Genomic DNA, 13681 nt, shown 5'->3' on the forward strand with positions numbered 1-13681 from the left:
ATACTGATACAGTTTCTCTGCTCAAAAGATGCACAGACGATCCTCGATTGTGCCGATCCCCAAAAGAACCAACACCCCAAGGCCGCAACGGCTACCAACTGCCGCCGCCTGCGCATCCCTTCTCACAACACGGTATGTACTTGTCAAAGAACCCGCCCGATGCAGAAACCGGAGGCTCGACCGAACCTCTGGGGTTCGGGTCGCAAGCGCCGGTTTGTCGGGNTCATCCCGATGACGTTTTTCTGACGGGGAACGGAGAGGGACGCCGGCGGTCCGGCGCCCCCCATCCCGTCAGTAGGCAGCGTGATCCCAGAACTGGGCCATGCTGCTGTCGGCGTGATAGCCGTCGGTTCCCATCGACGACCAGCTGAGGTCGTGAATGCCGTGGGCCAGGACCGGAGCCTTGTCCTTCAGCGAGTAGTCGGCATGCGCGCTGTCCCGGAAGCCCGGATTGAAGACCGCGTCGTTCGGGCCGAACCCGCGGCCGTTGGCTGCAACGTTGCCGTCCATGGTCAACCTGCCGGGGCTGAGCAGCTTCCAGTACTGTTCGATCGGCATATCGCCGGCCGCCAGGTTGTGGATCACCATGTTGTCGTGGGGACGGGCCTCGGCACCGGCCTTCGGCACCCATTCCAGCCGGATGAAGGCATCCTCCGGACGGCTGGCGATGCCGAAATTGTTCTCCAGCAGATTGCTGTCGCCGCCATGGACATAGATGCCGGCCCAGGCAAAGCCCTTCACGAAGTTGTCGCGCACGATGACGCCACTGGTCAGGTCGTCCAGCGAGATGCCCCAGCCCTTGTGATCGGTCAGCCAGTTGCCCTTGCCGTCGGTGGCGAGACCGCCAGTGTCGATCACCTCGTTCCCGCGGATGACCGAGCCCATGTCCTTGGCCGAGCGCCCGAGCATCTCGATGCCGCCGCCATCCGCGGTCTCCTGCCCGACATGGTGGATCTTGTTGAACTGGACCGTGTTGTTGCGGTTCAGCTGCCCGTCGTCCCATTCCTTGAACGACACGCCATAGCGCGGGGCATCGGTGATGTCGTTGTTGCTGACCATGCTGTTGCTGCTGCCGACGGCCCCGATGCCGGCCCCGCCCTTGGTGATCTGGCCGATATGCTCGATGCTGTTGGCGTAGATGCGGTTGCCGTTGGCGGCATGGATCATCGAGACGCCGCTGTCGCCAAGCTGTTCCATATGGTTGCCGGCGATGCGGCTATCGTCGGTGCCGTCGAGCGAGACCGCGGTCCCGACATTGACGAAATGATTGCCGCCGACCGAATTGCCGTGGCCGCCCTGCATCGACAGCGCCGAGCCGTCATATCGGGTGTCGGAGAAGGTCAGCCCTTCGATGCTGACGTTGCTGGCATTGCTTGTCTTGATCAGCGTACCGAGCCGGGCGACGACCACGCCATCCGACTGGAAGCCGCCGGGATCGGACGGCTTGACCACCAGCTTGCCGTCGCTGGCGCGCCAGCCGAACTCACCGGCGTCGCGGATCAGCGAGGCGTCGTTCATCAGCCGATAGGTGCCGCCGGTCCGCAGGGCGTAGGAAGCCGCATCGTCGAGCGTCACCGTGTGATGATACTGGTCGATCGACTTCACGGACGAGATATCGTCCTTCAGCCGTTCGGTATCGAAGGTCTGAGCGACCAGCCCGGCATGGGGCTTCAGGCCCGAGGGAATGTCGCCGTTCGAGAAGTTGAAGCTGGTCTTGCTGGCGCCGGTCGAATTGGCCTTCAGCACATGCCAGCCGCTGGTCGCGGATTGGGCCGGATCGAAGTCGCCGGTCTGCGCCGCATGCTGGCGGACGCCGCCGATGCTGACATCCAGGCCATTGGCGGACGAGAGCTTGGCCGAATAGAGCCCCTTGCCCTCGTAGGCGAAGCCGGTCACCCGCTCTCCGCCGCTCAGCACCGGCGTCTCGTTCCCGTAGGCGAGGAAGCTGTGGCCGTCGTCGTGGGAGTCGAGGGTCAGCGTCTTGTCGAGGCGATAGGTGCCGCCACGGACATAGGTGGTGTCGATATCGCCTGCCCGCATGGCGTCCCGCGCCTTCTCGAGGCTGGCGAAGGGACCGTCGGTGCCGGCGGCGTTGGGAGCGGCGAGCCGCCCGGACCAGCTGTCATTGCCCTTGGTGGACACGAAAAAAGCGGTCTGGTCGGTGGTCGTCATAAATCAATCCTCCGTTCTGATGGAGTCATGAGTCGAATTTTTTAGTTAAAATTTTATTTACGTCGTAAGTACCTCTGATGGACAGGATGCGGCTGCAAGATCGGCATTATGCAATCCGATCGACAGCCGCGATTTGGTGGCATTGTCATGCGGCTTTGTTTATGAAATTGAACCACCGATAGAGGAAAGATTTCTTTCCATCGACTTCGCGCACTGCGTGTATCGCCCACGCGCCAGATGATGCCGGCAATCGTCGCAATGTTGGAGGGCATCACCGCACTGGTCATTTTCTGGAATTTTATGATAAGCTTGCGACCGCCGGGGTCCTGTTCTTGGTCATAAAGCGGTGCCGCGCCTAGTTCAGCGTCAGGACCGCCCTCCCCGGCCTACAGGACGTGAAAGGGACCTGTCTTGAGCGAAGAGTTGAAGAACGTCACCGCGACGAACGTCACCGCGACGGTAAAGTGGTTCAAACCGGAAAAGGGTTTTGGGTTCGTCCGCCTCGCCGATGGCTCCGGCGAGGCCTTCTTGCACGCTTCGGTCCTGGCCGCCGCCTCCCTGCCCAACCCGGTCGAGGGTACGACGGTCGTCTGCGATCTGGCACAGGGCGCCAAGGGACCCCAGGTCGTCGCCATTCACTCCGCCACGCCGCCGGAAACCCCGCCCGCCCCGCGTGCCCGCAACCAGCGCCCGCCGCGCACCACCGCGTCGGCTGCCCAACCGATGGGCCAGCCGACCGCGCAGTTCGACGATGCCGGCGAGAGCTTCGCCCGTCCGCCCAAGCCGCAGCGCGAAAGGCGGGAGCGGCAAGCCGAACCGGCCGGTCCGGCGACGATGGCCTATGGCACGGTGCGCTGGTACAACCTGGACAGCCAGTCCGGCCTGATCGAGCCGTGGGAGGATGGGGCGACCGTCTATTTCGACCGCGCCACCCTGCGCCAGTCCGGCTTGGACATCGTCGCCGACGGCGAGGATGTCCGGTATCTGGCCGTCGGTTCGGAAGATGCTCCGGTCGCCCAACGGGTCGAGTTGATCTGACGCTGGATCGGATCGCGCAAAATCGAAATCGATGTGTAGCGCGGCTCCCATCCTCAAACGAAAAGCCTACAGCCCCCAGCGTTTCCAATTGAACGCCCGGGGCTATAGGCCTTTTGCCGGCGACGATCGTTGCCCGGCGGGGTCGGCCGGCCAGCCGCCCGGCGGTCGTCGCGTGTCGGGTCAGAACCGCGTCGTCAGCGTGAAGAAGGCGCGTGGTGCACGGTCCTGCGTGGCGAACGGCGTGGAGATGAAGGGTTTGGCGAGCTCCACGCTGGCGTCGATGCGCCGGAACACGCCGAAGCGCAGGCCGATGCCGGTCGAGGCGAGGGACCGGCGGCCGTGCCGCGTGCCGCCTTCGTAATTGTACACGGCTCCATAATCGCCGAAGCCATAGGCGACTGCATAATCCAGCCCGTCCTCCTGGACCGGCAGGATGTACTGCAATTCCGCCCGGCCGGCGAAGCCGCTGTCGCCGGTGATTTCCGACGGGTCGAAGGCTCGCCCATATTGTTTGCCGCCCAGCCCGTACTCCTCCGACGACAGCAACTGGTCGGGGCTGTATTGCGCCTCTCCCGACAAAGCGAGGAGCAGCGATTCGCCCAGAGGCTGGTTGCGCTGGGCCGACAGCAGGAGTTTGCGGAAATCGCTGCGCCCGCCGCTGCGGGTCAGCGTGGCACTGCCTGATTGCGTTGCATTCAGGATATCCAGGCCCTTGGACAGTTCCGCCGTCAGCAGGTTCGTCCCACCCCAGCCGTCGGCGAAATCATAGGAGAGGTTGGCGGCGACGATCCGCAACCTGTCCTGCGACAGCTTGTCGCCCAACGCGTCGGTGCGGCTGTCGCGGATGGTGAGGCTGAAGCCGGCGCGTAGCGTCTCGGTCCGGCTGCGGATGAAAGGGTGCGACACCGCCACCCGGCCGGAGGTGGTCAGGCTGTCAAGGTCGAGCGGCCGGACGCTGTCGCCGGGCTGCGACCAGGAGCGGCGGACGCCATACTCCACCGTCGTGCCCTCGGCATCCACCGGCACGAGTTGCCCGACGTCGAAGAAGCGCAGTTCGCGGATCTGCGGGGTGACGATGCCCTGGGCGGTGGTGCGCTCGAAAAGGCCGAGTTGATCCTCGACACTGGCGACGCCGGTCACCTGCATCGGCCCGATCGAGCGGGTGCCGCGGTTGTCGAGCGACAGGAAGCCATCGAAGGGCGTGCGCTCCAGCGTCAGCGTCAGGCGCGATGCGCCGGGCGTGTCGGGTGACGCCTCCAGCACCGTCTTCACCGCCACGCCGGGCAGATCGTCGGCCAGCAGGACGTAACGCTCCATGTCCGCCATGCGCAGCGGCCGCGAGGCCTTGATCTTTTCCCCCATGCGCCGCAGCAGGCCCAGCCGGTCCGTCGCCTCGCCCTGGACGACCACCTCGTCGACATAGCCCTCCACCACCTGCAGGCGGACGATGCCGTCGCGGATGCGCTGGGCCGGTACCACCGCCTGGGACAGCACGTAGCCGTCGTTGCGGTACCGCGCGGTGATGGCGTCGCGGACGGCATAGAGATCGGCCAGCGTCACCGGCTTGCCCAGCTTGTCGCGCCACAGGGCGGACAGGCTGTCGCTGTCGTAGACGCTGTTGCCGTCGACGCGGATCTCGCTCAGGGTCAGGGTGATGCGTTCGGCATCGCGGGGAGGCGGAGCCTTCTCCGGGGCCGGCATCTCGATTTCCGGCGAAGACTGCGGCACCGCAGGCCGTTCGAAGCGCTGCTCCAGACGGTTGGGGTCGAGCGAGGGCGGCAGCACCGGCGGAACCGCCTGGGCCAGTGCCGGCAATGGTCCGGCAATCCCTGCAAGCAGCAACGCGGACCAACGGACGAGACGCCGGAAGCGACGCATGACGGGGCGGGGCATGACGGAATTGGCGGCTGGGGACACGGCTTGTCGTCGTCCGGCTATTTGTCGGTGAGGGCGGTCACGCCGGCCCAATTCGGCTCGGCCGGCAGGCCGATGCGCTTCTCCACCTTGTGCAGCATCGCCAGGGCGGCGCCGTCGGAGGCCACCAGCGCGCGGAAGCCGGCGGCAGCGGCTTCGAAGCGGCCGGCGCGCCAATCGTCGAGGGCGGCGGCGTAGGCGGTACGCTGCGCAAGATCCTCCGGATCCGCAAGGCGGGTGGCGGACAGCGGCTCGAACACCTCCACCGGCTCGCTGCGGCCGACGACCTGCACGATGTCGAGCGCGCGGAAGGCTTCCGGGTCGCCATGGTGGCGCACGGTCTCGCCGCCGACCATGAGGGCGGTGTTGTAGTATTTGTTGGCACCCTCCAGTCGGGAAGCCAGATTCACCGTGTCGCCCATCACCGTGTAGTTGAAGCGGCGGGGCGAGCCGATGTTGCCGATCAGCGCCGGTCCGGTGGCGATGCCGATCCGGTTGGAGCCGCGCCCGCTGGAGGTCGCCAGCAGGGTCGGGTCGTCGGCCATCGCCTGACGCATCGCCAATGCCGCCGCCACCGCGGCACGGGCATGGTTGTCGATGGCATAGGGGGCTCCGAACACCGCCAGCACGGCGTCGCCGATGTATTTGTCGACGAAACCGCCATGCGCCTCGATGATGTCGGTCATCACCGTGAAATAGCGGTTCAGAACGGTGACGAGGGCCTCCGGCTCCATCCCTTCGGACATCTTGGTGAAGCCGGCGATGTCGCAGAACAGGATCGACAGGTCGCGCTCCTCGCCGCCCAGGCTGGGCGACTGGCCCGACGCGATCATGTCGTCGATCAGCGAACCCGGCAGATAGAGCTTGAAGGCGTTGCGGATGTGCCGCTGGTCGCGGTCCAGCACCGCGAAGCGGAAGCCCAGCGCCAGCGGGAAGACCAGCAGCGCCGCCAATGCGGCCTGCAGATAGGGCAGCACCAGCCCGCCCTGGAACGCCTCCACCGCCACCCCGCTCCATCCCGCCAGCAGCAGGGCAAGGCCGGCCGCGGCCACCGGTGGCCGGGTCGCCAGCGTCACCAGGGCAGCCAGATCGGCCAGCAGCATGATCAGGGCCGCGGCGGCCGGTCCGCCGGCCTCCTCCAGCGCATCGTGCGCGATCAGGTTGGAGATGGCGGCGGCATGGATGTAGACGCCGGGGATGCTGTCGCGGGTGCGACCGGCAACATACAGCTCGCTCATCACCGGCAGGGCACAGCGTTCGGGAAGATTGGTCCCTTCCGGCTTGGTGACCCAGCGGTTGGAGGAGAGCTTGCGGTCCTCCACATCCAGCACGGTGCCGACCATCACCGCCTTGCCCTTGAAGTGCCCGGCGAAATAATCGGCCTTGCCGGCTTCGGCGCAGGCATAGAGATCAGCCAGCGAATAGGTCGGGATGGCGCCGGGAGCGGTGGCATGGTTGACCAGCAGACGGTTGCCCTCCCCGCCCGGCACCCGATAGCCGGCCAGCGTGGCGGAGCCGTCTTTCCCAAGTTCCAGAGGCGCCTTCAGCACGCGGGAGGCGACCTCAACCGCCATGCCCGGCTCGGCCTTCGGGCGGCCGTCGGGACCAGCCGCGGCCAGCGTCAGCGGCACCCGGCGCAGCACGCCGTCGGGATCCTCCACCAGATTGACCGAGCGGATATTGTTGAGGCCGGCGGCGATCACATAGCCGCGATAGGGCATCAGCGGATCGCTCTGATGCTGCACCTTCGCCAACACCAGCCGGCCTTCCTTGCCGCCGCGGCGCAGAGTCAGCAGATAGTCGCGCTCGAAACCCGGAATCAACGTCTCGACCGAGGTCGGGTGGACGATATCGAGGCCGATGGCCGCCGCCCCGCCGTCCAGCATGGCGCCCAGCACGGTGCCCAGCCGCGGCCCCCACAGCGCCTGCGGCGTGCCGGCGAAGGGCGGGCGGCGGTAAGTCTCCTCATCGATGCCGACCACGACGACCGGGGACGGGTCGATACCAGTCCGGGGGCCATGCACCCGCTCGCGCAGCCAATAGAGGCTGTCGATCGACGGCCCCTGCAATGAGGATGAGGCCGCCAATGTCACGAGTGCCGCGACGACCGGCGCCACCGCGCCGAGCAGAACCAGCCGGGCGCGCCGGGGCAGCCTCATCATCCGCCGCTCAGAAGCGGATCAGCCGGCCGAGCGCCGGCCCGCCGCCGCCGGCCGCCTTCTCGTCGATCTTCACCACGAAGGACTTCTGCCCGGCGGAGATCTTGTAGAGACCGCCCGGTTCCAGCCCTGTTCCCTTCTTCGCGGTATCCAGCGTGGTGCCGGGAACGTTGACGGTGGTCAGCGCGATGCCCTGCACATCGAGCCGGTCGATGGTGACGGGGCCGGGCGCCGACAGGACCAGCACCGGATGGGTCTTGTACAGAGTCAGGTCGGACTTGGGCAGCGGCGCCTTCATCCCCGGCAGGGCGATGGGTGCGCTGCGGAAGACCGTCACCCCCGCCTTGCCGGCCTCGTTGGAGGCCAGCAGCAGCTTGCCGCCGTCGCAGGGCAGCGTGTGGCGGTCGATGCTGCCGCCCTCCACCGCCGATTCACGGGCGCCGACCGTCACCGAACCTCCGGTGATCGTCTCGTTCACGCAAGATTCGAGGTAGCTCAGCGTCAGCGTCTGACCCGCCTTCAGCGCCACGGTGCGGCCGGTCGCCAGATAATCCATTGCCTGCACGCCATCGACGCCGTCGGACACATCCTCCACCAGTGCGGTGGGAGCACCCGAGGCCGGGGCCGGATCGGCGGCGAGCGCCAGGGGCGAGGCGGCCAGCAGCAGCAGGGATCCTGCGGCGATGCTGCGGACGGACAACTGGAACGCGACGGACATGGAAACGGCCTCCCCGGTCGGTGCAGGGGGCATGCCCCCTGTGGACGGCTTCACTATGGCTGCGTACCCTTTAACGAAGTTACCGAGTTACTTCAAATCCAATACGTCCCATTGGCCGGGTCATGGTGAGGCCGGCAGCGGAAGGGATGCGTGGCGGTGACGCCCGATTGTCAAGAAAGCGAAACAAACCCGCCATACCGGCGTCATGGCCGCCGGCTAATGTACACGTCCCGCGCGTGGCAGCCTTCGGAGCCGCGACGTTTGGGACGGACATCATTGGAGCGTCGCGACCAAAATGGCCACCGAACACATCGTCCGCTCCTTCGCGCAGGAACTGCAACGCCTGTCCAACCTCATCACCCAGATGGGCGGCGTGGCCGAGGCACAGGTGGAGGCCGCGGTGAAGGCGGTGTCGCGCCGTGACGTCGGCCTCGCCTCCCAGGTGATGCAGGCCGATGCGCGGCTCGACGCCTATGAACGCGACATCGACGCGGAGGCGGTTCGCCTGCTGGCCCTGCGCCAGCCGATGGCCCAGGATCTGCGCGAAATCGTCTCGGCGCTGAAGGTCTCCGCCGATCTGGAGCGCATCGGCGACTATGCCGCGAACGTCGCCAAGCGGTCGTTGGCGCTGGCCCAGGTGCCGGTGGTGCGGCCGGCCGCCGGAATCCCGCGCATGGGACGGCTGGTCGAAGCCATCCTGAAGGACGTGCTGGACGCCTATATCGAGCGCGATGTCGAGAAGGCCATCGCCGCATGGGAACGCGACGAGGAACTGGACGACCTGTATACCAGCCTGTTCCGCGAGGTCCTGACCTATATGATGGAGGATCCGCGCAACATCACGCCCTGCACCCATCTGCTGTTCATGGCGAAGAACCTGGAGCGCATCGGCGACCATGCCACCAACATCGCCGAGATCATCCATTTCCTGGTGGTCGGCACACCCCTGACCGTGCTGCGTCCGAAGAACGATGCCAGCAGCTTCGCCGTGGTGTCGCCCCTTCCGCCCGACGTCGACCTGTCGACCTTGCTCGACGACGCCGGCCCTGTCGACGCCGGTTGATCCGTCGATCCCACGGCTTTCCCCACCCGACCGCCCCCCTGCTCCCGACGCCATCGGCAGCGACACTTCGTCCAGCCGGCGCCGACGCAGGGGAGATACCGGCGGGGTGCGGGGCTTTTCCGTTTGCATGCGGCGCGGGGGTCGGGTATTAGCCCGCCCCGTGTGCCCGACATTCGCCGCGGCATCCCTGTCCCTGCCTGCAACGAGACACGCTGGTCATGCCCGCCGACGCATTGAGCTCCGCCCTGCTTCCCGCCGGACTGCACGACGTGCTGCCGTCCGAAGCGGCGCATGAGGCGGCGGCCGTCGAACGCCTGCTGGCGGAATTCGCCGCGCAGGGCTATCGCCGCGTCGATCCGCCCCTGGTCGAGTTCGAGGAAAACCTGCTCTCCGGCCCCGGTGCGGCGATGTCCAAGCAGACCTTCCGGCTGATGGACCCGCATTCGCAGCGGATGATGGCCGTCCGCGCCGACATCACCCCGCAGATCGCCCGCATCGCCACCACTCGCCTGAAGAACGAAGCCCGGCCGTTGCGCCTGTGCTACGCCGGGCAGGTGCTGCGGGTGAAGGGGTCGCAACTGCGCCCCGAACGCCAGTTCACCCAGGTTGGCGTCGAGCTGATCGGCGCCCTGGAGGCGGAGGCCGATGCCGAGGTGGTTCTGCTGGCCGTCCAGGCGCTGACCGCCATCGGCGTGCCGCACCTGTCGGTCGACCTCTGCGTTCCCACCATGGTGTCGCGCATCTGCGCCGGGCTGGGCCTGGGCGAGGACGAGATCCGGCAGCTGCGCGCCGCGCTCGACCGCAAGGACTCGGCCGCCGTGGCCGCGGTCGGCGGCACCGCGGCCTCGCTGCTGGAAACGCTGATGAGCGCCTCCGGCCCCGCCGAGCGCGCCATGCAGGCGCTGGCCGCCCTGCCGCTGCCTGAGGGTGCCGAGAAGGACCGGCGCCGGCTGACCGACACGCTGGCGCTGCTGCGCGCAGCGATGCCGAACCTGACGGTGACCATCGACCTGGTGGAGCATCGCGGCTTCGAATACCAGACCGGTCTCAGTTTCACCCTGTTCTCCCGCGCCGCGGGGGAACTGGGCCAGGGCGGACGCTACCGCGCCGGGGCCCAGGGAGAAGACCGCGGGGAGCCGGCGACCGGCTTCACGCTCTATATGGACACGCTGCTGCGCGCGGTTCCGGCGGCCAAGGCCCCGGGCCGGGTCTATGTGCCGCATGGCAGCGGCTGGGAGACGGCGCGCAGGCTGCGGGCCGACGGATGGGTGACGGTCGCCGGGCTGGCCCCGGTTACCGATGCGGCCGCGGAAGCCAGACGGCTCCACTGCGGCCATTGGCTGGCCGGCGGGGACGTCAAGCCGGTCGGGTGACCCTGGGTTCGAACGACTTGGGTTCAAGCGAGTTGAACTCAGGCGAGTTGGGTTCGGGGTGAACGGCCCCCCACGCCGCGCGGATGGTACCCTGCGGTGGATCGGGAGGCTGAGCGGTTCCTTTTGAAGTTTTGCGGAGACGAGAGATGGCCAACGTTGCGGTGGTCGGCGCCCAGTGGGGCGACGAGGGCAAGGGCAAGATCGTCGACTGGCTGTCCAGCCGGGCCGATGTGGTGGTGCGCTTCCAGGGCGGTCACAACGCCGGCCACACGCTGGTGATCAACGGCGTCGAATACAAGCTGAGCCTGCTGCCGTCCGGCGTGGTGCGCCAGAGCAAGCTGTCGGTCATCGGCAACGGCGTCGTCTTCGACCCGTGGGCCTTCATCCGCGAAGTCAATGCGATCAAGGAAAAGGGCGTCACCGTCAACCCGGAAAACCTGATCGTCGCCGAGAACGTGCCCCTGATCCTGCCGGTGCACAGCGCGCTGGACAAGGCGCGCGAAGAGGCCAAGGGCGCCGGCAAGATCGGCACCACCGGCCGCGGCATCGGCCCGGCTTATGAGGACAAGGTGGCGCGCCGCGCCATCCGCCTGTGCGACCTGACCGACGAGGCCGTGCTGGTGGAGAAGGTCGACGCCCTGCTTGCCCACCACAACGCCCTGTTCCGCGCGCTCGGCGCGCCGGAGATGACCCCGGCCGACATCCTGGAGCCGCTGCGCGAGATCGCCCCGCAGGTCCTGCCCTACGCCGCCGTCGTCTGGAAGCAGCTGGACGAGCTGCGCCGCGCCGGCAAGCGCATCCTGTTCGAAGGCGCCCAGGGCACGATGCTGGACATCGACCACGGCACCTATCCCTACGTCACCTCCTCCAACACGGTGGCCGGCAACGCCGCCGCCGGCAGCGGCATGGGCCCGCGCGCCGTCGGCTATGTGCTGGGCATCTGCAAGGCCTACACCACCCGCGTCGGGTCCGGCCCCTTCCCGACCGAGCTGACGGACGACATCGGCGAGCTGATCGGCCAGAAGGGCAAGGAGTTCGGCGTGGTCACCGGGCGCAAGCGCCGTTGCGGCTGGTTCGACGCCGTCATGGTCCGCCAGGCGATCAAGACCGGCGGCATCGACGGCATCGCGCTCACCAAGCTGGACGTGCTGGACGGCTTCGACGAGATCAAGGTCTGCGTCGGCTACCGTCTGGACGGCAAGGAATTGGACTATTACCCGTCGAACGCCGGCGCCCAGGCCCGCGTCGAGCCGATCTACGAGACCTTCGAAGGCTGGAAGGACACCACCCGCGGCGCCCGCTCCTGGGCGGAGTTGCCGGCCCAGGCGGTCAAGTATGTCCGCCACATCGAGGAGCTGATCCAGGCCCCGGTCGCCCTGCTGTCGACCAGCCCGGAACGCGACGACACCATCCTGATGACGGACCCCTTCGCCGATTGACCCGGCGGAACGTTCCCAGGGAAAAGGGCCGGCGCTTCGCCGGCCCTTTTCCGTTTCCGCGTCCCCGGATCATACCAGCGCCGAAAAGTTTCGACTTTTCGGCGCTGGTACGGCCGCGACTGCGGCCGCGCGGGCACATGCCCGCGAAGCCAAGGCCCGCGGAAGCGGGCCGCCCGGCGTCTGAGGGGCCGGAAAGTGCCGGCCAAAGGTCGGAACTTTCCGGCATTGGTATCAGACGGAACGGGTCAGCCCGCCATCCACCCGGATGTTCTGGCCGGTGATGTAGCCGGCGCCCGGCGAGGCCAGGAAGGCCACCGTCGCCGCGATCTCCTCGCTGCTGCCGTAGCGTTGCATGGGCACGCTCTGGCGCCGCTCCTCGGTCGCCGGCAGGCTGTCGATCCAGCCGGGCAGAACGTTGTTCATCCGCACATTGTCCGCGGCATACTGCTCGGCGAAGAGCTTGGTGTAGGCGGCCAGACCGGCCCGCGCGACGGCGGAGGTCGGGAACATCGCGCTCGGCTCGAAGGCCCAGGCGGTGGAGATGTTGACGATCGAGCCGGACTTCCGCCCGACCATGATCGGGGCCACCAGCCGGACCGCCCGCACGACGTTGAGGAAATAGACCTCGATGCCCCGGTGCCAGTCCTCGTCGCTGATCTCCAGCAGCGCTCCGCGCGGGCCATGGCCGGCGCTGTTCACCAGGACGTCGATGCGGCCCCAGCGCTGCATCGTGGCATCGACCAGCCGCTTCAGGTCGTCGTTGGACTGGTTCGACCCGGTCACCCCGATGCCGCCCAGTTCGGCGGCCAGCGCCTCCCCCTTGCCGGAAGAGGACAGGATGGCGACCTTGAACCCGTCGGCCGCCAGCCGGCGCGCCGTCGCCGCTCCCATGCCGCTGCCACCGGCCGTTACGACGGCCACCTTCTCGTCAGACATGCCGATCCCTCGCTAACCAGTCGTTCGGCCAACCATAAGGGCGGAGGACAGCGGCCTCAAATGCGATTTCAGCGCCGCGGCCGGCCGGCGATGGAGACGGTCAGATGTCGAAGTTGGCGGCGATGTTGCCGGTGGACTGGCGATGGCGAAGGGCATCGGCCAGCGTTTGGTTGTCCAGCACGGCGGCGGTGGCGTCGCGAACCTGGACCATCAGCCAGCGGACCGAGCAGGTTTCCGTGTCGATGCAATCCTCGCACGGCTTGAAGGATCCCTTGCTGGCACAGGGAATCGGGGCGAGATGCCCGTCGATCAGGCGGATCACCTCGCCGAAGGTGATCTGGGCGGCCGGCCGGGCAAGGCGGTAACCGCCGCTCTTGCCGCGCTTTGCGAAGAGGAGCCCTTCCTTGCGCAGTTCGACCAGGATGGCTTCCAGGAATTTGCGCGGGATGTTCTCGCGTTCCGCGATATCGGCGATCAGGATCAGATCGCCATTGTCCTTCTCCGCCAGCATGATCAGGGCACGCAACGCGTATTTGGCTTTCTGCGACAGCATTCCGGCGGAATCCGTATGATTTGCGGCGGCGGTTTGTTGGTCCGCCCCGATCTAAAGCTTCGGTGGTTAACATTTCGTGCCGGCCCGGTATTCCACCAAAAGGCGCTGCTCCCGGTCGGCCCGGCGGACCTTAGATCGGATCGCGCAGAATCGGAATCGATTTGAAGCGTGAATCCGATCGCCAAGCATAATGCCATGGCCTGTGCGCTTGATAGGGAGCCCAACCGCGCCATCGCCGGATTGGCCGGCCAATGCGGCCGGCTTTGCGCGAATGGTTTGCGGCAGCCGCCACGGGCGCGTTAAGGTCGCCCTGCCC

At 67.1% G+C, this 13681-nt stretch carries 10 protein-coding genes; 4 read left to right on the top strand and 6 right to left on the bottom strand.

Annotation, left to right across the window (positions count from 1 at the left end):
- Nucleotides 1–291 precede the first annotated feature (291 nt).
- Nucleotides 292–2172: a right-handed parallel beta-helix repeat-containing protein gene (locus tag JHL17_RS11525; protein ID WP_200193190.1), complete on the bottom strand. Its 1881-nt coding sequence runs from the start codon at nucleotides 2170–2172 to the stop codon at nucleotides 292–294.
- Between the two features lie 411 nt (nucleotides 2173–2583).
- Here JHL17_RS11525 and JHL17_RS11530 point away from each other — a divergent pair, with 411 nt between their 5' ends.
- Entirely contained in the window at nucleotides 2584–3210 is a 627-nt protein-coding gene (locus JHL17_RS11530; protein WP_247893473.1) for a cold-shock protein, read from the top strand.
- A 180-nt stretch (nucleotides 3211–3390) separates the two neighbouring features.
- Here the strand turns inward: JHL17_RS11530 and JHL17_RS11535 are convergent, their stop codons facing one another.
- The 3 genes from JHL17_RS11535 to JHL17_RS11545 all read right to left on the bottom strand — a co-directional run bounded on the left by JHL17_RS11535 (nucleotide 3391) and on the right by JHL17_RS11545 (nucleotide 8001).
- A complete protein-coding gene (locus JHL17_RS11535; RefSeq protein ID WP_247893474.1) occupies nucleotides 3391–5025 on the bottom strand; it encodes a ShlB/FhaC/HecB family hemolysin secretion/activation protein in 1635 nt (544 codons plus the stop codon).
- 119 nt (nucleotides 5026–5144) lie between these two features.
- A complete protein-coding gene (locus JHL17_RS11540) occupies nucleotides 5145–7286 on the bottom strand; it encodes an adenylate/guanylate cyclase domain-containing protein (protein WP_247893475.1) in 2142 nt (713 codons plus the stop codon).
- Between the two features lie 7 nt (nucleotides 7287–7293).
- Nucleotides 7294–8001: a hypothetical protein gene (locus JHL17_RS11545; RefSeq protein WP_200193194.1), complete on the bottom strand. Its 708-nt coding sequence runs from the start codon at nucleotides 7999–8001 to the stop codon at nucleotides 7294–7296.
- Nucleotides 8002–8296: 295 nt separating this feature from the next.
- On the opposite strand from JHL17_RS11545, the gene phoU reads away from it, so the two are divergent.
- The 3 genes from phoU to JHL17_RS11560 all read left to right on the top strand — a co-directional run bounded on the left by phoU (nucleotide 8297) and on the right by JHL17_RS11560 (nucleotide 11876).
- Entirely contained in the window at nucleotides 8297–9064 is a 768-nt protein-coding gene (phoU, locus tag JHL17_RS11550; protein ID WP_200193196.1) for a phosphate signaling complex protein PhoU, read from the top strand.
- A gap of 218 nt (nucleotides 9065–9282) precedes the next feature.
- On the top strand, nucleotides 9283–10437 hold the full coding sequence (locus tag JHL17_RS11555) for an ATP phosphoribosyltransferase regulatory subunit (RefSeq protein WP_200193198.1): 1155 nt from the start codon (nucleotides 9283–9285) through the stop codon (nucleotides 10435–10437).
- Between the two features lie 146 nt (nucleotides 10438–10583).
- A complete protein-coding gene (locus tag JHL17_RS11560; RefSeq protein WP_200193200.1) occupies nucleotides 10584–11876 on the top strand; it encodes an adenylosuccinate synthase in 1293 nt (430 codons plus the stop codon).
- A gap of 231 nt (nucleotides 11877–12107) precedes the next feature.
- Here JHL17_RS11560 and JHL17_RS11565 read toward each other — a convergent pair whose 3' ends face one another.
- A complete protein-coding gene (locus JHL17_RS11565) occupies nucleotides 12108–12812 on the bottom strand; it encodes an SDR family oxidoreductase (protein ID WP_200193202.1) in 705 nt (234 codons plus the stop codon).
- 100 nt (nucleotides 12813–12912) lie between these two features.
- Nucleotides 12913–13365 carry an RrF2 family transcriptional regulator gene (locus JHL17_RS11570; RefSeq protein WP_200193204.1) on the bottom strand — a complete coding sequence of 151 codons (453 nt, stop codon included), beginning with the start codon at nucleotides 13363–13365 and terminating at the stop codon, nucleotides 12913–12915.
- Nucleotides 13366–13681 lie beyond the last annotated feature (316 nt).

The sequence above is a fragment of the Azospirillum endophyticum genome, from assembly GCF_016595245.1.
GTDB lineage: Bacteria > Pseudomonadota > Alphaproteobacteria > Azospirillales > Azospirillaceae > Azospirillum > Azospirillum endophyticum.

Excerpts from the sequence above, each read along its gene's own strand:
- JHL17_RS11560 (WP_200193200.1), top strand. The coding sequence starts at position 10,584 with ATGGCCAACGTTGCGGTGGTCGGCGCCCAGTGGGGCGACGAGGGCAAG.
- phoU (WP_200193196.1), top strand. The coding sequence starts at position 8,297 with ATGGCCACCGAACACATCGTCCGCTCCTTCGCGCAGGAACTGCAACGC.
- JHL17_RS11540 (WP_247893475.1), bottom strand. The coding sequence starts at position 7,286 with ATGATGAGGCTGCCCCGGCGCGCCCGGCTGGTTCTGCTCGGCGCGGTG.
- JHL17_RS11545 (WP_200193194.1), bottom strand. The coding sequence starts at position 8,001 with ATGTCCGTCGCGTTCCAGTTGTCCGTCCGCAGCATCGCCGCAGGATCC.
- JHL17_RS11570 (WP_200193204.1), bottom strand. The coding sequence starts at position 13,365 with ATGCTGTCGCAGAAAGCCAAATACGCGTTGCGTGCCCTGATCATGCTG.
- JHL17_RS11555 (WP_200193198.1), top strand. The coding sequence starts at position 9,283 with ATGCCCGCCGACGCATTGAGCTCCGCCCTGCTTCCCGCCGGACTGCAC.
- JHL17_RS11525 (WP_200193190.1), bottom strand. The coding sequence starts at position 2,172 with ATGACGACCACCGACCAGACCGCTTTTTTCGTGTCCACCAAGGGCAAT.
- JHL17_RS11565 (WP_200193202.1), bottom strand. The coding sequence starts at position 12,812 with ATGTCTGACGAGAAGGTGGCCGTCGTAACGGCCGGTGGCAGCGGCATG.